General features: G+C 38.6%; 13 protein-coding genes. 11 read left to right on the forward strand and 2 right to left on the reverse strand.

What is annotated here, in order from left to right:
• The first annotated feature begins 402 nt into the window (after nt 1-402).
• The 11 genes from ACE01N_RS16825 (at nt 403) to ACE01N_RS16875 (ending at nt 22,284) form a co-directional block, all read left to right on the forward strand.
• Nucleotides 403-2,607 carry a fasciclin domain-containing protein gene (locus tag ACE01N_RS16825; RefSeq protein ID WP_380591567.1) on the forward strand — a complete coding sequence of 735 codons (2,205 nt, stop codon included), beginning with the start codon at nt 403-405 and terminating at the stop codon, nt 2,605-2,607.
• Nucleotides 2,608-2,727: 120 nt separating this feature from the next.
• A complete protein-coding gene (locus tag ACE01N_RS16830) occupies nt 2,728-5,961 on the forward strand; it encodes a SusC/RagA family TonB-linked outer membrane protein (protein ID WP_380591569.1) in 3,234 nt (1,077 codons plus the stop codon).
• Nucleotides 5,962-5,973: 12 nt separating this feature from the next.
• Complete coding sequence (locus ACE01N_RS16835; RefSeq protein ID WP_380591571.1) at nt 5,974-7,488, forward strand: RagB/SusD family nutrient uptake outer membrane protein; 1,515 nt, start codon at nt 5,974-5,976, stop codon at nt 7,486-7,488.
• Nucleotides 7,489-7,538: 50 nt separating this feature from the next.
• On the forward strand, nt 7,539-9,143 hold the full coding sequence (locus ACE01N_RS16840; RefSeq protein ID WP_380591573.1) for a fasciclin domain-containing protein: 1,605 nt from the start codon (nt 7,539-7,541) through the stop codon (nt 9,141-9,143).
• A gap of 11 nt (nt 9,144-9,154) precedes the next feature.
• A complete protein-coding gene (locus tag ACE01N_RS16845; protein WP_380591575.1) occupies nt 9,155-10,756 on the forward strand; it encodes a fasciclin domain-containing protein in 1,602 nt (533 codons plus the stop codon).
• 193 nt (nt 10,757-10,949) lie between these two features.
• Nucleotides 10,950-14,060, forward strand: a complete 3,111-nt coding sequence (locus tag ACE01N_RS16850) for a SusC/RagA family TonB-linked outer membrane protein (protein WP_380591577.1) — start codon at nt 10,950-10,952, stop codon at nt 14,058-14,060.
• Complete coding sequence (locus ACE01N_RS16855) at nt 14,060-15,733, forward strand: hypothetical protein (RefSeq protein ID WP_380591579.1); 1,674 nt, start codon at nt 14,060-14,062, stop codon at nt 15,731-15,733. Before ACE01N_RS16850 ends, ACE01N_RS16855 begins: the two co-directional genes overlap by 1 nt.
• 133 nt (nt 15,734-15,866) lie before the next feature.
• A complete protein-coding gene (locus ACE01N_RS16860; protein WP_380591581.1) occupies nt 15,867-18,653 on the forward strand; it encodes a LamG-like jellyroll fold domain-containing protein in 2,787 nt (928 codons plus the stop codon).
• A 377-nt stretch (nt 18,654-19,030) separates the two neighbouring features.
• Entirely contained in the window at nt 19,031-20,218 is a 1,188-nt protein-coding gene (locus tag ACE01N_RS16865; RefSeq protein ID WP_380591583.1) for a cation:proton antiporter domain-containing protein, read from the forward strand.
• A gap of 147 nt (nt 20,219-20,365) precedes the next feature.
• Nucleotides 20,366-21,406, forward strand: coding sequence for a hypothetical protein (locus ACE01N_RS16870; RefSeq protein ID WP_380591585.1), 1,041 nt, complete (start codon nt 20,366-20,368; stop codon nt 21,404-21,406).
• Nucleotides 21,407-21,717: 311 nt separating this feature from the next.
• On the forward strand, nt 21,718-22,284 hold the full coding sequence (locus tag ACE01N_RS16875) for a hypothetical protein (RefSeq protein WP_380591587.1): 567 nt from the start codon (nt 21,718-21,720) through the stop codon (nt 22,282-22,284).
• A 208-nt stretch (nt 22,285-22,492) separates the two neighbouring features.
• Here ACE01N_RS16875 and ACE01N_RS16880 read toward each other — a convergent pair whose 3' ends face one another.
• Together ACE01N_RS16880 and ACE01N_RS16885 are read right to left on the reverse strand one after the other, a co-directional pair.
• Nucleotides 22,493-25,420, reverse strand: a complete 2,928-nt coding sequence (locus ACE01N_RS16880) for a M16 family metallopeptidase (protein WP_380591589.1) — start codon at nt 25,418-25,420, stop codon at nt 22,493-22,495.
• A 134-nt stretch (nt 25,421-25,554) separates the two neighbouring features.
• Nucleotides 25,555-26,370: a fimbrial biogenesis chaperone gene (locus tag ACE01N_RS16885; protein WP_380591590.1), complete on the reverse strand. Its 816-nt coding sequence runs from the start codon at nt 26,368-26,370 to the stop codon at nt 25,555-25,557.

Here is a 26,370-nt window from a genome sequence, read left to right on the forward strand (position 1 = left end):
GACGATTTGCAACTAAAGAATCAATACAGAAAAAAACGTTTTTCTGCATAATAGGGTTTGAATTGGAAAGTTTTTCTTTCTTAAACATATTTAAAATTTTAGATATGTTTAACCTATCGCTAAAATTAGAGATCAGAAATACGACCTAACAAAATGTAATATTTTCTTGAAATTTTCATTTCTATCTCATTATTGGTACAAGAAAGAGAGTTTATTTTCCATTAACCTGAAATTAATCAAAGGAAGAACATTAACTAAACAGTTAACTAAGTTACTGGAAAACTAATATTTATTGTATGAAAACACATCTCAGAACTGAATTATCACACAGACAATTTTGTTGTGTCAAAACATTAATTACAAACGCTAACAGAGCATTCAAAATAATTTAAATTCATTTTTATGTTACTTAGAAGAAAGTTAAATATACTATCATGGTTTGGAATAATCATGGTTCTGGTTTTATCCTCCTGTAAGGACAGAATGGCAGAGCATTACGAAGATCCGCCATGGTTAGTGGGAAGTGCAACTGATTATTTAAAAAGTCAGGGAAACTACACCATTTTTCTGGATGCACTTGAAAAAACAGAGTATGGCAATATTGTAAGTGGTCGGGGACTGGTCACCGTTATGGCTCCGAATGATGAAGCCTTTACTGCTTATTTAAGCAGCAAAGGTTACAGCTCTATTGATGATATGCCACAAGCTGAACTGAACACCTTAGTCGGATACCATTTAGTAGATTACAAATACAATAAGGAATTATTTGCCAATTTTCAACCTGGTGGACGCGAAAGTTACAATCCGGCGGAGAAGGGATTGTTTTACAAACAACGAACAAAAGCAGCTAATCCCATAACAAAGGAACAGGGTTACGAGCCCAACGGAAGACCACGTGAATACTCGGTATTCCACAGAAACCTTTATTTACCGATATTCTCAAGCTATATGTTTGATTCCAGAGAAATAGAAGCTAAGTATAACTATGAGTTTTTATACCCAAACAGCACCTGGACCGGAGACAACGGAGGCTTTAATATTTCTGAGGCCAGTGTTGATGATTATGAAATTGCAACAGATAATGGTTTTATCTATTTAGTTGACCGTGTTCTGGATCCAATGAAAACGATTTATGAGAGTCTTAAATACGAAGGTAACTACTCCAACTTTCTGACACTCTATGATCAGTTTTCTTATTATGAATATGATGCAGATTTATCAGACGACTACGGCAATGGAGACTCTTTATTCATCCATATGCATACAGAATTGCCGGCAATTGCCTCAGAATGGCCAGTACAAAATGCTAATTCATGGTCTATATTAACACGTTTCGCTAATAGTGTTTTTGTACCGGACAACAACGCTCTGGAGGCATTTTTCCAACAAACATGGGAACCGTATTATGATTCTTTTGCAGATGTAAATCCGCTTGCAGTATTATATTTACTTTATAATCACACTTATTCCGGCGATCTGGCCTTCCCTGAAAATATTAAGAAGGGCGAAATAACCACCTACTGGGGAACACCTGTTACATTCGATCCTGATATAGATGTATCTAAAAGCCAAATATGTGCTAACGGAGTTTACTATGGTCTGAATACTGTACTTACACCCCCCATGTTCACAAGCATTACCGGTCCGGCTTTCAGAGATCCAAAATACAAAATGTTTTTACATATGATGCTATACGGTGAAGGCTCTCTTCCCCTTACCAGTACAGCTATAAATTATACTATATTTCTTCCTTCTGATAATAAAATTGTGAATGCAGGTATTGACGGATTAGACGTCAGGTATTACGATCCAACACCTGGGAGATTCGGCGATGAAGCTGTTCAGGTAAATGACCAGACCTGGGGTGACATGTCATCTTCTACTATGGCCTATTATATTAATAGTCATGTAGCAACTGATGTTCTTACAAATGTAGACGGTATTGATGTATATAAAAGCAGAAACAGTTATTCTTACTTATTTGTGAAAGGCGATTCGGTTGCATCTAATAAAATGTACAACGAAGGCAGTAAATTCGCTGCCATAGAACCCATAGAAGGAGACTGGACAAATGGATCCTGTTATAATGTGGATTCAGTTTTACTTACAGAAAAAGGTGAATTTAAATATCTGATAGGTCTGGCAGATGAAATACCTTACTTGTCGGCCTATAAAGAATTCGCTAATCAACTGACACTGGCAGGTTTATTACCACTTAATGCACCATTACCGGATATAAGAGATAAGTACATGTTATTTGTTCCATCGGATGAAGCCATACTGAATGCGCCGGCAGGAACAATTCCATCTGATCCTGATACTTTGGCAAATTTTCTAATGTACTATTTTATTCCTGTACCGGATAATGAGATTTCGGATTATGCCTTTCCCGGAGCAGGTATAGAAGGTGATTTTGTTACTTATCAGGGACTGATTAAAACAAGTTCGACAGATACCGTACCTGTATCAAGGGTAATTTTATCAGATTTGGGAAGTAGTTTGAGGCTGACAACTCCTGATGGAAAGACAGCTAATGTTACCAGTAACATTCCCAAAGTATATGGAGATTGTGCCGTATACACAATCGATGCTTTAATTCAACCGTGATAATTAAAAATTAATGGAAAATAAAAAAGCATACCGGGTAATTTTAAATCTGAATCATAGTATAAAGCTGAGAACCAGTCTGATTAACAGGGCAGGTCAAGAATATAAAATATTATTCTAATGAAAATAAAGTACAAAATATTGGCTGTTTTACTTTTCACTGTTTCGCTTATTCACGCACAGGACAAAGTGCTGACCGGAAAAGTAACTGATGCAAAAGGAGAACCACTAATGGGTTGTAATATCCATGTGGAAAACGAATTACACAGATCTTTGTCGGGAACCATTGCAGATATGGATGGTAATTACCGGTTATCGGTTCCGGATAAACCAAACCTGTCAGTCGTTTTTTCTTTTATTGGTTTCGAAAGTAAAGTCATTCCTTATACAGGACAGTCCGTTTCCAATGTTGTTCTGGGAGAATCAAATGTAGAACTGGAGGGCGTAACCATAACCTCTGAAAGGATTGAACGTAACTCTCTGGGGCTCAGCAACAGGGAGTTGGTAACCTCAACACAGACCATAGATATGAAAGAATTGGAATCAACTCCATCGGCCTCCATTGAGGATCAACTTCAGGGAAGAATGGCAAACGTGGATATCATTACCAGCGGTGATCCGGGTGCAAGAAGCTCCATCCGAATCAGGGGTACATCATCCCTGAATGCTTCATCAGAACCATTAATAGTTATTGATGGTGTTCCCTATCCAACGACCATTAATGATGATTTTAACTTTGCAACAGCTAACGATGAAGATCTGGGTGCTCTGGTAAATATCTCACCCGCCGACATTGAGTCAATAGAAGTACTGAAGGATGCTGCTGCTACTGCCATTTGGGGCTCCAGAGGAGCAAACGGTGTTTTAATCTTCAAAACAAAGAAAGGGACTCGTGGTAAGACAAGGTTTTCATTCAACTCTAAATTTGACATAAAAAAAGAACCCAACACTATTCCGATGCTAGATGCTGATGGGTTTATTACACTTTTGAACGAGATGAACTGGAATACCTTCCTTGACGAAGGAGAAAGCAGAAGTGATGTTTTAACCAATTTAAGTGATCGTAAAGAGATTAATAATGACCCAAACTGGATATATTATGATGAATATAACCAGGAAACAAACTGGCTGGATGAAGTTACCAGAACCGGTTTCACCACAGATAACAGCTTTTCCATGAGTGGCGGTGGTGATAAGGCAACTTACCGCATCTCACTGGGGTACTTAAATGAAACAGGAACTACCATTGGAACAGGACTGGAGCGTTTCAACACCCTTATAGGTTTGGACTATCGTTTTTCCGACAAATTCAGGTTAACAGCTGACTTTTCATATTCACAGGCCGGTATTGATAGTTACTGGGGTGGTTCAAACCCGCGTTCTGAGGCACTTAAGAAGTTACCTAATATGAGTCCTTATATTATTGGGGATGATGGTCAGCGTACGGATGAGTACTTTACGCCTGTAGAAAATGTACAGGGCTCCTGGGCTTCAAATAAAATGTACAATCCGGTCGCCATGGTAAATGAAGCAACTAATCATTCCACAAAACGAAACGGCAGGGTAGTATTTGGTGCAATTTATAACATTACCAAAGGACTGGAATATAGAAGTATCCTGGGAATGGACATGAGAACCACCAAAAACAAACGGTTTCTTCCCAATATCGTAACTGGGGTTAACCTCACCAATTCCAATAGTAACGAAGGAAGCGATAATTTATCGGATAACATGTATATACAAACAGAGAATAAACTGATCTACCGTAAAACATTCTCTGAACAACATAAAATTATACTTACAGGGATTTTTCAGACCTATGAAGGTCGTTCAGCAGGATATTCCAGTGCAACCAGTGGTTCACCATCTATATTTCTGGCTGATCCGACCTCAGGATCAAATGTTGCTTCAATGGGATCAGGAAATTCAGTCGTCAGAAATCTGGGCTTTATTTCAAATGCCCATTATACATTTAAAGATAAGTACATGATTTCTGCCGGATTCAGAAGAGAAGCCAATTCAAGTATGGGAGCAGAAAATCGTTGGGGCTCCTTCCCTACAGTGGGTTTGGCGTGGCATTTTGGTGATGAGAATTTCATGCGTGCCGTTGATTGGTTCAACATGGGTAAACTACGTCTTAGCTGGGGCCAGAGTGGTAATGCTCCGAGTGGATCTTCGCCATATATCGGAACATTCCGGGGTCTTAATGAACGTTATGTTACTATGACGGCAGTTGAGCCACAGAGACAACAGCTCGATAACCTGAAATGGGAAACCGTATCTCAGACCAATATTGGTATGGATATTGAACTTATTCAGAACAGATTACGGATTACTACAGATTTTTACGACAAAATGACAACTGACCTGTTACAGCGTGACGTTAACATACCATCGTCCACAGGCTATTCTCAGGTTAAATGGTACAATTCCGGTGCAATGTCCAACAGGGGATTCGAGTTAATCGTTGGATATGATATTATCAAAAGTAAAAACTGGAGTTTTAATACAGATGTAAACTTTTCCAAAAACATCAACAAAGTAATCGACCTTCCGGATAACAAGGAATTCGAGAGTTTTGAACTGGCAAACGGAAACTATGCCCATAAAATAATTGAAGGAAACCCGCTCGGATCATTTTACGGATTCCGCTGTCTGGGTGTTTACCAGAATGAAGAAGAAACATTGGCACGCGATCCGGAAGGAAATGTAATTTATGATATCAACGGAGAACCAGTTTATATGCAGAACGGACTAACAGAAAATTACAGGGTATATCCGGGTGATGCCAAGTATGAAGATATAAATGGGGATGGCGTCATCGACAAATATGATATTGTGTACCTGGGAAATGCCATGCCTCTGTTTACAGGTGGTGCTTCGTTTAGAGTGAGGTACAAAAATCTGACCTTATCATCTTTTTTCCATGGGCGTTTCAAATATAAGATAATTAACCGAACACAAATGAACTTAGAAAGTATGATTGGGCCAAACAACCAAAGTACAGCAGTCATGAGCAGATGGATAAAAGAAGGTAATGATACAAATATTCCAAGAGCCTTATGGGGTAAAGGGAATAACTACCTGGGATCAGACAGATTTGTGGAAGACGGAACCTTTGTACGTTTAAAAACGCTCTCTCTGAAATACGCTTTCCCTAAAAAACTCATCAGGGACAAAGGTATCGACAGACTTGATTTATGGGTAACCGGCTATGACCTGTTTACCTGGACAAACTACACCGGACAGGATCCTGAAGTGGGATTGTCAAACAATATCTACCTTTTAAGTGAAGATAGATCCAATACACCGAAAGCACGTAGGTTTGCGGTTGGTATAACAATGAACTTTTAATCGATGATGAAAATGAAGACTAACATAAAAATATTACTGTTAATCGCTTTAATTGGTTTTAGCTCTTGTAACCAATGGCTGGATGTAATACCTGAAAATGAGCAGGTAGCAGACGAATACTGGAAAAACAAAGAGCAGGTAGACGCAATTATTGCTTCCATCTACATAAAGTACAGAACAACGGTAAAAGATCAGATTGTATGGGGTGAGGACCGGGCAAACTCTATTGCCCCGTTTACAATTACCGGAAATGAATTGGATATTATGAGATGGAATATCCTGCCTGATAATAATTATTGCCAATGGGGCAAATGGTACCAGATTATAAATCTTTGCAATATGGTTATCAAATATGCTCCCGGAGTTGCGGATCCTTCATTCCCTGAAGAAGCTAAAAATGCAACTATTGCCGAAGCAACATACCTCCGTGCTCTGGCCTACTTCTTTCTTGTGCGGAATTTCAGAGACGTACCGCTTATCCTGGAGCCATATATGAATGATTCCCAAAATTATGAAATCCCTAAGTCACCTGAATCAGAAATATGGGCACAGATTAAGGCGGATTTATTGTTTGCTGAACAGAACATAAAAGACTCATATTCAGCCGCTGAGCCATGGATGAACAAAGGACGGGCAACAAGGCTGGCTGTCAAAGCCACCATGGCTGATGTTTATTTATGGACGGAAGAATATGATAAAGCCATCATAGCATGTAACGACATTATTGGCTCAGGTAAAGTAGGGCTGATACAGGGGCTGACTGGTGAGAATGAAAATAACTGGTTTTCGCTTTTCAATCCGGGAAATTCAAATGAAAGCATCTTCGAGCTGCAGTGGAATAATGCACAGGGACAATCTAACAGCAGCCTGTTTAACATGTTTAATGGAACAACATATAATTATCATATATCCCTGACCTTGTACATGAAATATTTACAATCGTACAACGATATCAGAGGTCTGAATGCAACATACACTGCGATGCCGACACTTAAGGTCTGGAAATATATAGGTTCAAATGCCGGGAATCATTTACTGACAACAGAAGTTGGTGCAGAAAGAACTGATGGCGAAAAAGACCAGAACTGGATCATGTACCGTTTTGCCGATGTTTTGTTAATGAAAGCAGAAGCACTGGTAATGAAAGAACCAGGAAATCAAACCAACTATGCAGAAGCTGTTGATATCGTAAATACTATTAAAGAAAGAGCCCAGGTCACTAATCTGATCACTGATATTCCACAGACTGAACTGGAAATGCTGGAAATAGTGATGGATGAAAGATCACTGGAACTTGCCATTGAAGGTAAACGCTGGTACGATTTGCTCAGGGTGGGGAAACGCAATAATTATCAGTATCTTGATTATATGATAGATGAGGTATTAAAAAATATTAGCCCGGAAAAGGCGTTAATCGTTCAATCAATACTAAGGAACAAGGACAGTCATTATTTACCGATTCATTTCGATGAACTGACCAATAACAAAGAACTGGTTCAGAATCCTTACTATGAGAGTCTCAAATAATTAATTAAACGATTTATTGCATCATGAAAAAAGCTATAAAAAAAATAAATATGCAAAAAATATTAACCACATTCTTATTAGGCTTTGTTCTTTTCGCATGTAAAGATCCATACGAAGGAACCACATATGTTGCCTATGATGAATTGCCTGTTGCCAGTTATTTGAACTCGCGTTCCGAGGATTTCTCATTATGGGTCGAACTGCTCCGCTATACAGGACTGTATAGTACATTTAATCTGTATACTGATTATACGGCTTTCGTTCCTAATAATGCCGCTATGGAAAAATTTATGAACGAACAAGGGTACAACTCAGTAACGGATATCGACAAAGAATACGCTACATTCCTGGTTAAGTATCATACGTTACATAATAAAGTGCTTAAACAAGAAGAGTTTTCAAGCGGTGTGATGAACTGGCCTACAGCAATTGACGAATATTTATCCATATCGTTTGGTGAAGGTGGATTAAATGCCATTTATATTAACAACACCAGTAAAATTGTTGAATTGAATATTGAAGTGACCAATGGCGTAGTTCATGTTCTGGATGAAGTTCTGATTCCTGTAGTAGAGACTATCTGGGACAGAATTGATTCTGATCGCTTCTCCATCATGAAAGATGCTGTAACAGCTACCGGTTACAATGCGCTGCTGAATAAAGTGCAGGATACGGCACTTGACCTGAGTGGTAATGAAATTATTAAAAGGTATTATTTTACACTCTTTGCTGTACCGGATAGTATCTACAGCATTGACGGTGTCCAGTCTCTTGATGATCTGAAAACTAAAATTGGTGTTGATCAGACTGATTACACAAATCCTGATAATCTGCTCAACCAGTACGTTGCTTATCATATTGTTTCTCAGAGACAATCGTATGATGTACTGGCGACTTTTCAGGATGGTGTGGAATCTAAAAATATCAATACACTGGCCAATAAGGAGCTGATAAACATTTCAAAATCTGATAACGGAATCTGGATCAACTATGATGAAACAGTTCAAACGGGAACCAGGTTTATTCCGTTCAGAAATGACATTACCTGTAAGAATGGTGTATTACACGAGGTAGACACCTGGATGCCCGTAGCCACCCCTCCCACTACTGTTATTGACTGGGATTTGTCCAATTATGCTGATCTGGCAGCCATCTGTGATTATTTCCAGAGTCCTAACGGCAGAGGCGGTAGTGGAACATATGAAAAAGTAGTTCCTGAAGATGAAGTTGCTGCGTACTACTGGGAAGCCATTCCACTGACAAAACCGGATGTGATTAAGTATGTAAATAACCGAAACAATGATGGCGCTTATTATGACTGTAAGTTTTACGACCATCTTGAAATCTCTACCGGTGCAGGAGGATGGGTTGAAATTAAAACGCCTGTTATAGTGAAAGGGACATATAAGATGACGCTATTTTACGTGAGCTATTTATCTGTAAATAGTGCAGGTGAAATGCAATGTTACATGGATAATGATACAAAACTGGGCTCGTCTTTCTTCGTGTCCAATGCTACTTCTACCAGATATTCAGAAAAAGTTTTGGTTAATTCGATCACATTTGATGAAACAGATGAACATACCTTAAGAATAGTGGGAATTGATGGAAAAAAACTGGAACTTGATTATATCAAATTTGAGCCAATAAATTAAAAATAATAGTTATGAAACGTTTAACATATATTTTAGGTCTGGCAATTCTGTTGCTTGGTGCGTGCCAGGATAACTGGAAAGAACATTATGATGAAGGTAATTCCACTATTTCATCGCAAAGTGTGTTGGAGTATCTGAAATCCAATCATGACTATGACAAATTTGTTGCTGCTCTTGAAGCAACAGGCGTAGCAGAAGAACTTGAGCGGGATCAGAACTTAACGGTCTGGGCGGTGAATAATGAAGCTATGGATCAGTTGGCTGACCTTGAGAAAATGTTTACCGATACCTTTATCATGCAATATCAAATCAATAACCTGACATTTGGATATTCCAAATTATATGATGGATTAAGATTGCGTTCTCTGAACGGTAAATATATTTCTGTGTCCCTTGGTAGCGATGATGCGTATGTAGCAGACGCAAAAGTCCTTAAAACGGATCAGTTCTGTAAAAATGGCGTGGTACATGAAATTAACCACCTGATGGAACCGGTTATCGGTATTTATGACTATCTGCTGGCACTCGGTGATAATTATTCTACCATTGTCGATACTATATTCAATTCAAATGACACAGTATTTGATGTAGAAAACAGTGTGCCGATTGGCGTTGATATCACTGGGAATACTATTTACGATTCAGTATTTGTAATTGAAAACCCATTGCTTGCTCAGGCAGATTTCAAATCGGAATTTTCCCAGCTTACCATGTTTTTACCTGACAACAACGTTATTGACGAATGTCTGGAAAATTATAAAAACCAGCTGCTCTCTATTGGGAAGCCGTGTACATTAAAAGATACAATCCTTGCATTCAACTGGATTAAAGGTGCACTTTTCTACGACGGTATAATGCGAAATATTGATCCTAATACCGACCTGGTTTCTGCGGTATCGATGCCGGAACCTGATGGCAGAAATATTGTTTGGAGAACGTCGGTTCAGCAACTGGATATGAATCCTAAAATGATGAGTAACGGTATCATTTATAATGTAACCAAAATGAAGATCCCTAATAACATTTTTATTACCAGGATAAAATCGTTGGTTCAGTATATACAATATGTGCCGGAAGAAGAAAAGCCAAATTTTATTCAGTATTTCAACGAGACCAGCCACACTATTGTGCAAGGTGATAGTTACGATTTTACAAAGTATGGTTACCCCAAAGGGTATTATTTCTATTTAAAAGCCCTGGGAGATATTAATGATAGTCTACCATTGGCTGTGGAATTCTCACCATTAAAAATTGAGACCCTTCCCGATAATACTACGTTAGCGTCTGAGATGCTGATACCGGCCGGAGAGTACAAGTTTTATTTTGGGTTCAGAAGTAAAAACCATGCTTACGTCAATTTCTATTTCAATGGAGAACTGGTTGGCGAAGAGGTGAAAGTAAATCAGTCCAGTCCCTGGAACTATGACCGCGTAACGGAAACTGTGGTATCAAAATATGATGGACTGGGAGGTCTGGTGAACATTGTTAATGTTGCCGGTGAAGGTCTGCAACATGTTAAAATAAAAGTTGAATTCAGTAGATTGGGAGGAGGAAGTACAGAAGAACTACAGTTATATCACTGGGCACTCAAACCAACTGAAAACAACTATTAAAAAGCCGTCTCTAATGAAGTTAAATTGTTTTCAAATTAATAAAAAGGCTGATCCCGTTTCCGACAGGAAGCGTAAATCAATACATCTTAAAAATAATATCCTAATGAAACGATTCCAGTTTTTTCAGGACAAGTTCCCCGTCCGATCCGGTTTGATCCCATCGGGCATCCAAACAATAAAATATAATTCACGGATGAAAAAATGTATTAATCTCTTCCTTGTGATATGTATGCTCTTGACAACAGTATCCGCATCAGCACAAGAGCCGTTAAAAATTACAGGAAAAATATTAAGTCCATATAATAATGAACCGGTTAAGGGCGCTGTTATTACGAGTTCAGTTGCAACTGAATCTGCCACAACCGACAGCCTGGGACAGTTCTCACTGGAGGTAAGTTCACTTGACGGTACAATTGAAGTATGGGGACAGGGTTATTTTCAGCAAAAGCTTCCAATTCTGGGTAAAAGTACTTTCCAAATAACCATGATCCCTTCCGATAAGTTTGACTATAACCAGGATAAGGTTTTACCATTCCACCCGTCAGATTATAATATAGTAACCGGAAATAGTCAGAATATAAATGAAAAAAACATAGATCCGGGTGCTGCTACGGTAGATGATGCTCTGTTGGGTAATATTTCAGGACTTTATATGATCAACAAAGGCGGTATGCCGGGTGAAGGATCATATTTAAACCTTAGAGGTATACAATCTGTACTTGGAAATAATGCTCCGCTGATCATCTTAAATGGTGTCCCCTATTTGCCTGACATGAATGAATCTCCTATTATTGGAGGGTATTCAAAAGGTATTTTCAATGCTATCAGTGTGAATGATATTAAGAATATTACCTTACTCAAAGGACAGGAGGCTTCACTTTACGGTTCAATAGGATCAAATGGTGTACTACTCATAGAAACTAAAAAAGCAACGGACCTTGAAACGGCAGTTGAATACTCGGGGCAGTACGGCATGGCATTTAACAATACCACGTTGCCGGTACTTAATGTTTCGGATTTTAAAGCCTATATCGGTGATGTCGGGATAACTCAATATGCTGACATGGGAGAATTCCTGACCGATTTTCCGTTTTTGAGAGATGATCCTGATTATTATTATCAGTTTTTATATAACAACAATACCAACTGGCAACAGGAGATTTACCGTCCTGCTTTTGTTACCGATAATAATATAAGGATTAAAGGTGGTGATGCGGTTGCCAAATATGATTTATCAGTCGGCTATTTCGATCAACAGGGAACCGTTGATAACTCAAGCCTGGCAAGATATAATACCAGGTTAAATGCAAATATCAACTTAGGTCAGAACATTGATCTGTTTTCATCTGTTGGTTTTGCCTTTTTAACCAGTTCATTGTATGAACAGGGAATGTTGAGTGCAACGAACCCATTACTCACTGCATTATATAAAGCACCAATTTTAAATCCTTACAGAAAAGATGCATTTAACAGTACTTTACCCGGATACGATGCCGTACGCCAGTTTGGCGTAAGCAATCCTTTGGCCGTGGTAAACCAACTGACGATCGGATCAGATGTTTACGATTTCAGTTTTAACACCGGCATAAATTACCGCGTTACACCGAAACTGACGTTTACAGGAACTTTCGGTCTGTATTATAACTACAGCAGGGAAAACGCTTTTATTTCCGGAAAAGACAATCTGTCCATTCTTCCGCTTCAGGATGGATTTGCACTTAATACTGCCCGTGCCGGTGTTGGGGAAGCAGTAAACTACTACTCCAATGTAAATAGTGTTTATAAAACCATGATTGGTAAAAACCCGTTTAACGTATCTCTGGGCTTCCAGTCCCTGATAACACGCCACGAATATGATGCAGGAAAAGGAACAAATACGGCATCTGATTTCTACCGAACACTGGACTATGTAACTCAGGATAAAGACTTCTGGGGTTATATAGAAGAATGGAACTGGATGAACTTTTATGGTCATGCGGATTATACTCTGAATAATCTGCTTACCCTTTCAGCCAACGCATCTTACGACGCAGCATCTTCAACAGGTAAAGAGGCAACACGATGGGGTATTTTCCCATCAGGTGGTGCTACACTATACCTGAAAAATACATCGTTTCTTACCGATGTTGATCCCATTAACAAACTTAATCTTAGAGGTGAATATGGCATAAGTGGTAACAGCCGTTTCTCTACAAGAATCAGTAAATACTATTACTTGAGTACACCTTTCCGTGATCTGTCAGGTATTGTTCGTGGAAATATGCCGAACACCCTGCTGAAATGGGAAACCAGTAAGACATTTGATGCAGGATTGGATATGGGAATGTTTAAAAACCGTGTTCAGGCTGAGTTGAGCTATTACAGTATCATAACGTCTGATGTTATTATGCCAAGTAAAACACAACCGGAGTTCGGAATTGAAGAAATCATATATAATCAGGGTGAAATTAGCAACAAGGGATTTGAGTTGTCACTGATGGTTGATGTGATCAGCAGCAGAAACTTTGGTTTTACCTTAGGTGGTAACGCATGTCTGAATAAAAATGTGCTGGAAAGCTTAGGAAGCTCAAATGAAATTATTCATGAATTAAGCGATGGATCTGCTGTTATTTCGCGCGTTGGTGAATCGGTATACAGCTTTTACGGGTACGAGACAGAAGGCGTTTTTGCCTCTCAACAGGATGCTGAAAATGCTGGTTTAGCAGATTATAAAGGTGATCCGTTCAATGCCGGTGATATTCACTTTAAAGATTCATACGGAAACGATAACATCATAGACGCGCGTGACAGAACAATAATTGGTGATGCCAATCCGGATGTATTCGGTGCATTATTTGCTAATTTCAGATACAAACAATTTGATCTTTCTGCTGCATTCGGTTACAGCTATGGTAACGATATGTATAATGCTGTAAGAAGATCACTGGAGGCTGTTGACAGTTATAACAATCAATCGGCTGCTGTGGTGAGAAGATGGCAAACAGAAGGTGAGGTAACAGATATTCCTAAAGTAACCTATAATGACCCGATGAAAAACAATCGTTTCTCTGACAGATGGATTGAGGATGCATCATATATTAAACTCAGAAGCATCACCTTATCTTATACACTGAAACCTGATACGTATGATTTTATAAAGAGTGGAATTGTATATGTTTCAGCTGAAAACCTGTATACACTTACAAATTATCTGGGTTTGGATCCGGTAACATCTTATTCTTACGATCCAATGATGCAGGGATTTGATTATGCCAAAACACCTGCCCCGGCTTCAGTTAAACTCGGTCTAAAACTACAATTCTAATGGAGGATACAATGATGAAGAAGATGAAATATGCAATAGTTTTAATATCAGGCTTGGTTCTTTTACAAAGCTGTTCAGATTTTTTCAATACTAACCCGGATGATTTGCTTTTAGGAGAAGATTACATTTCGAGTAACGATGAACTCTACTCCGGATATATGGGTGTTGCCGCAAAAGTAGCCGATGTTGCAGACAAGGCAGTAATCCTTTCTGAGCTTCGTGGCGACTTGCTTGAACCGACAGAAAATGCACCTCAGGGTTTATGGGAGATTTATAATTACACCAACGATAATAACAACGAATTCACTAATCCCAGCGATTTTTACGATGTGGTGGTAAATGCCAACGATTTTATCCGAAATGCGATCATTTACAAAAAGAATAATCCCAAAGCTGTTACTGATGACGTATTTGACGGTTTTATCAGTGCTACAATCCGGTATAAAGTATGGGCTTATCTTATGATCGGAAAACTCTACGGAAAAGCAATTTACTTTGATGACCCTATGGTGGAATATCAACCTGACCACAACTATCCTACTCTGGATTTTGATCAGTTAATTGATCAGTTAATTCTGTTAATGAGAGATGGAATAAGTATTACTAACGATACAATTGATTATAAGATTAACGGCATGGTTCCATTTCTTTTCTCTGATGTGATTTCGTCAGAAACAACAGATCAGTCCTGGGATATTATCAACCCATTCCCTGAATGTCTGAACATTGAACTTGACCTGTGGGATGAAAATTATGATCGGGTTATCGATGAGGCTATATGGTTTCTGTATGCTGATGGATCAACAAAGAAATGGAAGATTACATTTGATGAACATGATAATGAATGGATATCTGACATCTTCACAACAATCAATAACGGATTGCTAACAGATATAAGAATTAATACGACTCTTTACAATTACGAAAATGGGCAGGTTAACGATCTGTTACGCTATTTTTCCAATAAGGAGCCTAATTTTTACTATCTGAGGCCCACAAAGGCTATTATGGACCGGTTTGATAATCAGTATCAGAAAGATGGAATAACCAAAGGGGATAAATACCGTGGTGATGGCAGATCATATGATGAAATCAATGGACAATTAGTATATCGTAAGCTGACACGTTATTTTGAGGATGATCCCAACCAGGTATATAAAACGGTGGACAATATTTACATGTACAGGGCTCCGGATATCCATTTTTTCCTCATGGAAGCATTGAATCAAAAACATATGTTCAGGGAAGCAGAAGCCCTTTTAAACGGAGGTATGTTTAGTGATTACTATTCAAAATTTGAAGAGTCAGAATGGCGTTATCCATTTACAGATCCTTTGATTTATGATGCGTTTACAAATAATAAATATCCGAATGCCGGTGTAAGAGACCGTGTTTCACTTGCCTACGTATTTCCGTCTGCAGATTCCATTGCACAGCCGGATACCTACTGCTACCAGCTCGATTCTCTGATACTGGATGAAACCTGTATGGAGAGTAATGGCGAAGCCCGCTCCTATTTTGCTATGATCCGTATGGCAAAACGCTGGGACGATCCATCCATTTTGGCGTCAAGGGTCAGTGCAAAATATACTGACGGAAAAAAAGAAGAAGTATACCAGTATCTGATGACACCGGATAACTGGTTCATAAAATTTGACTTATCGAATAAATAAAACGTTTACAGGAGAGCAGCAACAAACTTCTCTCCTGTTTTTTTAATATCGAATACGAATTATCAAATGGAAGGAGTAGTTTACTCCTAAGCAGGTTATACCAGTGCCTTAGTAAGGCTAAAAATTTAAGCGGATGAAACAGATACTATTAATAACTGCTCTATTACTTACCTTATCCATAAATGCACAACAGCTCGCATTTCCGGGTGCGGAAGGTTATGGGAAATATGCAGTAGGCGGAAGAACAGGAACAGTATATCATGTTACAAATCTTAACGATAGTGGCACCGGATCTTTTCGTGATGCGGTAAGTCAGCCAAACCGCATTGTTGTATTTGATGTTGCCGGCATCATACGACTTGAGAGTGTTGTGGTCGTTAGCCGCAATGTTACAGTTGCAGGGCAAACTGCTCCGGGCGATGGAATTACACTTTTTGGCAACAGACTGGCATTCAACAGTAATTCAGGAAATAATATCATCAGATATCTCAGGGTCCGTCTGGCACGGGCTGCCGGTAGCGGTGTGGATGCCATGTCCATTTCGGATAACGCGGACGACATGATGTTCGATCATGTATCTGTGACATGGGGAGCTGACGGTACTTTTGATATTAATAGTGGAGATGCAGAAAATATCACCATTCAGGATTGTATCATTGGCCAGGGTGCTGACTGGCACGGGCATTCAACCGGAGGCCTGATTCAGTGCGGCCCGATTTCCATTATCCGTACACTATGGATCGATAATAATACGCGTAATCCCAAAATAAGGTTTGAACACGAAATCATCAACAATGTATTATACAACTGGGGTTCACGCGGTTTAATTATGGGTGATACCGAGGGTGCAGATTCCCATTGCAATCTCATTGGTAATTACTTTATTGCCGGCCCATCGAGCAGTTCAGACAGTTATGTTTCAGGAACCACACCATACTATCATGTTTATCAGCAGGATAACTGGCTTGATATCAACAAAAACGGTTCGTTGGACGGCACATTACTTGGTAGCGGAGATTACAAAACAGCTACCGTTGAATCAACACCATACAATCATCCCGGAGTTAACACAATACTCTCAGCACAGGATGCCGTTGCACATATTATTGATAACGTTGGCCCCTCAATAGCCAGAGATGCCGTAGATAAGTTTCTTATCAATCAGTTGTCATCTTACGGAACCTCCGGTGCAATCGTAATGGATGAAAACAGTAATGGTATACCCAATGGTGGTCTTGGTTATGTTTTTAATGGTCCTAAACCACTTGATTCAGATAATGATGGAATGCCTGATGACTGGGAAGATGCAAACAGCTTAAACAAAAACAGCAACGACGCAATGACAATTGCCGCCAATGGTTATGCGAATATTGAAAATTATATCAATTCAATCAATGGGCCGGTACAACCTTTCTTAAGATATCCAACCGGGGTTTACATTACAGGAAAAACAGAGAATTCCGTGTCATTAAAATGGACAAACAATGACGAAGCTGACAAGATATATATTCTATACGGTAAATCCATTGATAATTTAATCAGATCGGTTTACGTAACGGGTGATCAGACTACTGTTACTATCCCCAATCTGACCAGCAGCACAACATATTATTTCAGGTTGATGGCAGCCAGTGCAACAGCAAATTCTACCTATTCAGATGTTATTTCTGCTAAAACCGACGATGCACCAATGCCACCTGTCGCCTGCTCTTCACCTTCTCCTGCCAATGGTTCTACGTTGAATTTCACAGACGACATACATCTGACATGGGATAATACCACCAATACTCTTGGTGGAGTATTGTATTATGATGTCTACTTGGGCACAAGTCAGGAAAATATGAGTTTAGTGGCTGAAAACATCACGGATAAATCATTTGCTGCAGGTTCACTGGAAGCAAACCAGACATATTACTGGCAAGTTAAGACAACCAACGACCTGGGGACTGATGATGGTGTAATATGGTCCTTTTCAACAGAAAGCAGCAGTTTAACTAAGCTTCTTTACATCCCGTTTGATGAATCAAGTGGAACAACCGCAGCGAACGAAGCCGGATCACAAAATGCCGTTGCAAAAAATATTACGCCGGTGTGGATGGCCGGAAAAGTCAATAATTGTGTGTATCTGAATCCTATAACCACGCAAGCCGGAATGGTGGTTCCATACTATTCAGACCTTTATATAAACAACACCTCTTTTACCATTACATTCTGGATGAAAGCAGATGTAAATGCGAACGGAGATGACGTTTATGTGATTCATAAAGGAACACATAACACAGACAACGGAGGAACCGGAAAATGGATTGGCATTCAGTTAAAAAAAGGGGAACGTTTTACATTTGGAATCGATGATAATTCAACTAAAACCGTGATCGATTTAAAGAGTAATCCTAATCAGTATTTTAATAACCAGTGGCGTTTTATCACCTTTATACGTGATGTTGAGCAGGATCAGTTAAAAGTATACATTGACGGTAATTTGGTACAGTCAACCACAGACAATACCGGCAATATTGGAGAAACAGGGGATTTAGCTATTGGAAATAATAATACGGCATACGATACGCCTTACAAAGGTTCCATTGATGAGTTGACAATTTACGATGGGGCATTAGTTCCTGCTGACATACAATATTTGTTTAACTCATCTGTGAGTGCCATAAAAGGACTAAACCTTAAATCGCTGGAAATTTATCCTGTCCCATTTTCTGAGAACCTGAATATTACGAATCCTGAACAAAATTCAGAAGCTGTTAATATTCAAATCTTTGATTTGTCCGGACAGTTAGTGCACTCAGCTTTGGCATCCGGTTCAGTATTGCATATTAAAAATCTCAGCGGTTTAAATGCGGGCTTATACACATGTCAGATAAAAAGCAAACAAAATCTGTACATTCAGAAAATAATAAAACTTTGATCAACGTCAGTTCGATGTAAGGATATAATTTGACTATAACGGTTTTTATCTGGTAAAAAATCCCCCTGCTTCGCACCCCCTTTTTCAAAGGGGGACTTCAAAACCTGCAATTCGTTGTAAGTTTCCTCCTTGCCCGAAAGGAGGTGGATCCTGACCAAAGTGTCAGGAGACGGAGGATTTAAAACTATTGTTTTCTAAATTTATACCAAACTCACGTTAATTAAGCTGATCACTTACTATTTGACCCGGAAATTCTTTTCCGGGTCTTTTTTTAGCATCTTATTTCGATTGATTAAGAAGATCAAAAAACCTATTTTTGTACTAAGCAGGTTTTGGATAGTGTTCCCCTGCCCTGTTTTAACTTAAAACTTTGAAGCATGCCATTTCTGGTCACTGAAATCAATCCTGTTTTTTCCAATATCGTAGTGCTTTCGATGGTTATTATTGCGGCGGGATTCATTTTTAATCTGCTTAAACAACCATCTATCATATCGTATATCCTTGTAGGCATCCTTGTTGGCCCTCATGTGTTTGGCCTGATTACAAATGAAGCACTAATATCTGATTTCGGTTCATTGGGTCTGGTTTTGCTTTTGTTTTTCCTGGGCATGGAACTCTCACTGGATTCCCTGATAAAAAACTGGAAACTGGCTGTTATCGGCACACTATTTCAGATTATTTTCAGCATTGCAGCCATTGCGGTTATCAGCTCCATATTCGACTGGAACTTTAATAAAATAATAATCTTTGGATTTCTTATCAGTTTAAGCAGTACGGCCGTCATTATTAAAGTTCTGGAAGGCAGGAAAGAGCTCGACACAAAAGTTGGGCAACAGGTAATTGCCATTCTGTTGGCCCAGGATATATTAATTGTCCCTATGATGCTGAGCATTAATTACATGGGAGGTGATAAACCCGAAATGAAAGAAATCTTACTGCAGGCTATAGGTTCTGTGGCTATTATTGCCATACTGGCCTGGATTTTTTATAAAAAGCAGATTAAACTCCCGTTTGAAAAACTAATTCTCCGCGATCACGAATTACAGGTTTTCGTGGCTTTCTTTATTTGTTTTGGGTTTTCTTTACTGACGGCTATCTTTCATCTTTCGGCAGCATTGGGGGCATTCGTTGCAGGTATTATTGTGGCCTCTTCCCGATCTACAAACTGGGTACATTCCAGCCTGCATGCGTTTCACATCATCTTTGTAGCCATGTTTTTTGTTTCCATTGGTTTAATGCTGGATATTTCATTCTTTCTGGAAAATTATGTAAGGGTAATTATTCTGGTTGTTACGGTACTTGTTATCAATAACATCATAAACGGTGTGGTTTTTAAAATTTTTAAGGCACCCTTATGTAACAGCATTTATGCCGGTTCGTTGCTTGCTCAGATCGGAGAATTCAGTTTCATTATAGGAGCAACTGCTCACCTGAACGGAATATTGACTACCGAGGAATACCAGATTGTTATCAGCGCCATAACGCTATCCCTGGTACTTAGTCCTTTCTGGATTTCACTTATCCACCGCTTATTCAGAAAGAAACTTAGTGCCTGCAACTTTTAAATTCTTACTAATTGCATCTGAATTTAAAAAAATTGTAAACGTTTACAGTTTTTTTTAAATTAATCCCGCTATAACTTTAATGATCGGCTATTTTTTCATATTTTAGTGGTGATATTAGTATGTTTCACTTATTAAAATAATTATAGTATGAAGAGAATCTTTACAATTTTAATTGCTTTTACACTTTTAGTAACATTTGCAAATGCGCAAAAGAATGTAGTGTATTGTACAACTTTAAGATCTAACCCTGCTGCAAACATGTGGCCCGAGAATAATGATGTAATTATTCAAATGCTGAATGCAGATCCAAATTTCAATGTTACTGTAGTAGTTTTGGAAGAAGGTGGTATTGACCCGGACACACAAAGTGCAGTGGACCTTTCAGGCTATGATGTTATAATTCTCCATGATGGTTTAGGCTCAAGTGATGCATTCTGGAAACCTGACGGTGCTGCTGCTTTAGCAACATTGCCTGCTCCTACTTTATATGATAAAATTTATGCACTTCAAGCGGGTAAAGCGTTCACAACCAGTGATGGAGCTTCAACAAATGCAGAAAATGTTTATAACCTGACAATTGTTGATGGCACAAGTGATTTATTTAAAGGGATAGATGTATCATCGGGTGTTATTACAGCAATGAAAGGTGGTGTAGCAGATGATGGTAGTACAGGCGTTAGAGGTCTGCAGTATAATAAAGGAAATGTAGTACCTGATAATACATTGCTTGCATATCCAGAAGGAGCATCTGATGTTACTATATCTTTTTCCGATTATGCTGCAGGCTCAACAATTGATGATGCCACACTTCAAAACAGGGTAATTGTATTAGGATATAATGTTGGTGTAACAAGAAACACTGATTACGCAGACAAGTGCGCGTTGACAGCAGAAGGATTGACAATTTGGAGAAACGCAATTTATATGTTAGCTGAGTTGGCTGTACCGGAAACGTTAGCAGATTTTAGCTTTTTAGCAACCGGTATTGAAAAAACTCAGGTTGAGAGTGCTTCTGCATATGCTGTAAGTGGTGGTATAAGAGTACCTGCAGAATCAAATGCAAGTATATATTCCATTTCAGGAAAAGTTGTTGCTAAAGGTATTACCAGCGATTTCGTAGAATGTCCAAAAGGCATTTACATTGTTGAAATTGCAGGTAAAACATCAAAAGTTTTGGTGACTAAATAATTTCAAAGACATATTACCATATTACAGAAAAGCGGTAGAATTCTCTACCGCTTTTTTTATGCCATTTTTTTAATACCCATTGAAATTAATTCACTTCCTATAGTTAATTTACTCCTCCCTAATATTTATATTAAAACTAAATAGAATGGTTATTATTACCAAACCCTTTGTTAATACTATAAGTAATAATAATCTAACCGTTTTCCGTGATAGTATGTTTTATGGTTTTCCGTGATATTTTAGAGCTAGAATATGATTTTCTTTATGTATTAATCTAATAAAATTTATTATTCAACTTTAAAAATGATGTTGTGAAAAAGATAATTTTATTTCAGTTGTTAATGATGCTTCCATTAGCCAGCTGCACTTTATTTGATGAAGTTGAAGAACTCACAGAAAACGATAAAGAATGGCTGGTTTGGAATAATGATAGTTTGTACTACTTGTTTAACGGTTTGGATACTGTTACAATAGACATTATCACAAATATTTGGCAGGAGTCATATTCTTACAGATGGGGAATACCACATGGAGGAAATGACTATAATGGAGAAACAAGCGTAGTATTTAATTTTTCTGAATCAGAAAGGATTTTTTTTAGTACAAGTGTCTCAGGAGGAGGAAATTATAATGTTTGCTTCTCTTTAAGCGTTATTGTAGATAGGGAAAGATTTGATAGATATATAACTTGTCTACCCAACGATACCATTTCAGATAATGCACAGGTATTTAACGGTAAAAGGTACGATGAATGCTATAATATAGCTTTTGATGAGGAAGCTGGAATTAAAAAGTTAGTTTATCATAAAGATTATGGTGTGCTAAAGTTGGAAACAACACAAAATGATGTGTTTGAGATATTGCCTATTGGGTATTAGTAGTCACTTTAAACATGTTCCTTACAGATGTTATGTTTAAAGAAAACATAATAACACATAAAATTATATTGAAAAACGAAACCAGATTAGTAAACCTTGTGCCGAACCTGGTATCCTTCGTGGTAAAATTTAACCACAAAGAAACTGTTCCTAAACAAGAAACGCCACCGAAAACGGCAGCGTTCCTTTACAAATTGTTATTAATATTTTAAAATCCAAAAACATCTTCCAGCGTCAGCGTTTTGACCGGGGCAATGGATTTGAGTTTATCGTTGGTTACAATATTCTGATCACCGATAATAACATATGTATATTTTTTATCTTTAATATGTTCATCAAAGAAATTCTGCACATCATCAAGCGTCATGGTCTGTGCAGCTTCATAATAATCTTTACGAATATCGTGATCTATGCCTTTTTTCTCATTGGCAAGCCAGGTCCAGAAGATCCGTTGTTTGGTAATTCTGTCCGTCTGAATATTCTTGATGATATTGTTACATGCAATATTAAAAGGATTCTCAGACACAACCATAGTTTCCAACAACCCATCCATGGCTGAAACAGCATCCAGCATTTTATCTGCCTGTGTATAAATTACGCCCTGAATAAAGAAATTATCATCCTTCTCCTTTGGTGTTATATAACCAGCCCAGGCCGAATATGCCAGCGCTTTTGCTTCCCTGATTTCCTGAAAGACGATAGAGCTCATGTTTCCACCATAATATTCATTAAAAATATGCGAATCCACCATAACCTTTTCATTATAAGGCACATCTTTGGATAAGTAAAGTACATCAACCTGTGTTTTGGGATAATTGAGGTACAGCACATTTTTAGCGGTAAAATCGTTGGTTGTAAATTTCTTCTCTGCCGGACAATCTGCGAGCTCTCCTTCCACCCTGTGATGCTTTTTAATAATATTTGCTACTTCAGGTGCCATTTGTGGTCCATAGTAAAATACCCTATGCTTAAAACTATTGAATTCTGCAATGGCATCAGTCAGATCCTGTGGATTCATAGATCTCAAATCATCTTCAGATAATATATCTGTTATAGGTGAAACAGGACCGTATTTCGCATAATTCAGGATAGCTGTTCTGATGGCACCGGGGTTCTTCTTCTGATCGCTGCGACTTTTTAAGATTCTGTCCACAAGGCTCTCATAAGCTGCAGAATCAGGTTTGGCGCTCGCCAGCAAATGTTCTACTAATTCCAGTCCCTGCAACATCTTTTCACTTAATCCGGAAATTTTAATGGTCGATTGAGTCCCCCCAACACTGGAATTAAATGTAATTCCCATTTTATAAAATTCCTTGCTTATTTCCTCAGCCGTATAATGATCTGTTCCAAGAAATTGGAGATAACTCATGGCCAAAGCCAGTTTTTTGTCGTTCCTGTCACCCATATCCCAAATGAAATCCAATTCAAAGAGATCGTTGGTAGTGTTTTTAATATAATCCAGTTCAAGGCCCGGCTCCAGCTCTTTCCGTTCAAGTAATTCGTCAAAATTCACAAAAACGGGTTCTATAGAATCCGTCTTTTCACTCAGAAAATGCTTCAGATAATCGGACTGAATATCACGGTTAATTTCCACGGAGGTGATTTGCGGTTTTTCAACTTTTACAACGTCGCCCGGCTCTCCGTTTCGCTTATAAACAACCACATAATTATCTTTATAATGTTCATTGGCAAACGCTACGAGTTCACCTTTGGTGATCCTGGCTACCTGATTATAAAAATCAAATAATTCTGCCAGATTCATGTTGTACACAAAAGCATCCAGTAACAAACTTACCCTGTTATTACTTTCAGTACGCTTTATCATATCAACTTTAAAATTATTATTGACAGCATCCATCAGCCAATCTTCAAACTCACCCTTTTTAACCTTTTCTATTTCGCCCTGGATAAGATCTTTCACTTCCTCCAGTGTCTGGCCCTCTTTCGGAACACCGTAAAACATATGCATGCCGTAGTCGCTCTGAAAGCTCGGCCCACAGCCAGCATTCAATACTTTCTGTTTCTGTACCAGATCCAGGTCAATTAAACCAGCCACACTGTTGTTCAGGATCATATCAATCATGTACACATATTTTTTATCTTCCGACTTTTCTCCGTTGAACCGGTAGGCAAACATCACATTCTCAGCTTCCGGACCATAAACATCCTTTTCAATAACGTGCGTAATTGGCTCTTCTTTGGGATGTTTTATCTCAGGCAATGGTTTTGATTTGAATTTTCCAAATGTTGAATCTACCAGCTGAATGGTTTTATCATAATCCAGATCACCACTTAAAATCACGGCCATATTATTAGGCACATACCAGGTATGAAAAAATTCCATGATATTCTTCTGGGAAGGATTTTTCAGATCTTTGGGGTAACCGATTATATCACGGCCAAGCGGATTATTGGGAAACAGGTTCTCCATAAGAACAGATCTTTCCCTTGACATATCCCTGTCCTGACTCATATTGAACTCTTCATACACTGTTTCCAGCTCGGTGTGGAATAGCCTTAGTACAGGATCTGTAAAACGCTCCTGCTCCATCTCCAGCCAGCGTTTCAGTTCATTTGATGGAATTTCATTGACATATGTCGTTGTTTCGTACGACGTAAATGCATTGGTTCCGGTTGCACCGATAGCCGAGGTCATCCTGTCATATTCATTCGGGATGGCATATCTGGATGCAATTTGAGACAATCTGTCTATTTCCTTATAAATAGCTTTCTTCTCTTCTTCTGTTGCCGCATTCTTATGCTGTTCGAACAAATCAGAGATACTATCGAGATAGACCTTTTCCTTTTCCCAGTTCGAAGTACCAAACTTAGCCGTTCCCTTGAATAGCAAATGTTCAAAATAATGAGCCAGACCGGTTGTTTCTTCCGGATCATTTAATGAACCGGACCGTACCGAAATATAGGTCATAATACGTGGTTCATCCTTGTTAACAGAAAGATAAACCTTCAATCCGTTATCAAGTGTATAAACGCGTGTATCAGTAGGATCATTGGTTACTTTTTCATAGGAATAACCATTTTCGTCAACCATCTCGCGAACAACGTATTTATCCTTGTTACATGAATAGAAAATTAACGTTGTTAAAATGGCGGTTAATAGAATAAATCTTTTCATTATATACCTGTTTAAATGTGTAAATACAAAAATACTGAATTGTTTACATTGTTCTATAAACGCATGTTATTAGTACGCCAATTACCTCTTTTTATCGGTAAACAGCGAAAATAAGGGGTTAACCGACGTAGGGCTTATTCAACATTCAGTTCAAGCTCTGCTGCTTCTATTTCTTCCCGGCTTCCAAAATCAATAACTCCCAAAGCAGAATACTTTCCCGCATTCAGGGTATCGGGCAAGGCAAAAAACACTTCACGTTCTGAATCAGGAAGCATGGTGAAAGCTTTCACCCCGATCCGGTCTACTTTACCGGTGCTATAGCTTGTAAGTTCAACATACGAGGCACAGTTCAGGATTGCTTCGCCCGTATTATCAACGGTCATCAATAAACCGTTTTCACCTTTGTCGTTTTTATTTTTTTCAAAACCGGTAATTTCAGCGCGTTTCAGGTTTACGGCCGGCGGCGTCTGAAATACATAAACAACCAGCTGGAACGTTTCCATAATACCGAACCCCATTTGATTACCATTTTCACCAGGCTGCCTCTCCCTTGCCAGTCTAACAACAACAGAACCCCATTTTACCTGGTTCGCCTCCGGTACATTTGCCAGATTTATGGCCACATTTATTTCCTGCGTTTCGCCGGGACCCAATTCAAAGAAATTAGGTGTGGCTGTAATATTACTCTTTAACGAATGAACCGATTCACCATGCTGCATCATTCTTGTTTTCCCCTTGTTTCCCTCCGGTTCAAAATCCGAAAAACTTATGGCATATGCCTGATTCGTAGATGTACTGTTTGTGACTCTAAGCGTCTGTGTTTCTGATGATCCGGGACTTGCACTGAAAAATAGTCTGGATGGTGCAACTGTGGCTCCCTGTCCATAAGTATTCAATACTATAATGGTAAAAAATAAAATTGCGGGTAATAACTTCTTACTTAATTTCAT

The sequence above is a fragment of the Quyinboa ferrireducens genome (assembly GCF_042436675.1).
Taxonomy (GTDB): Bacteria; Bacteroidota; Bacteroidia; order Bacteroidales; family UBA5342; genus JBHJHP01.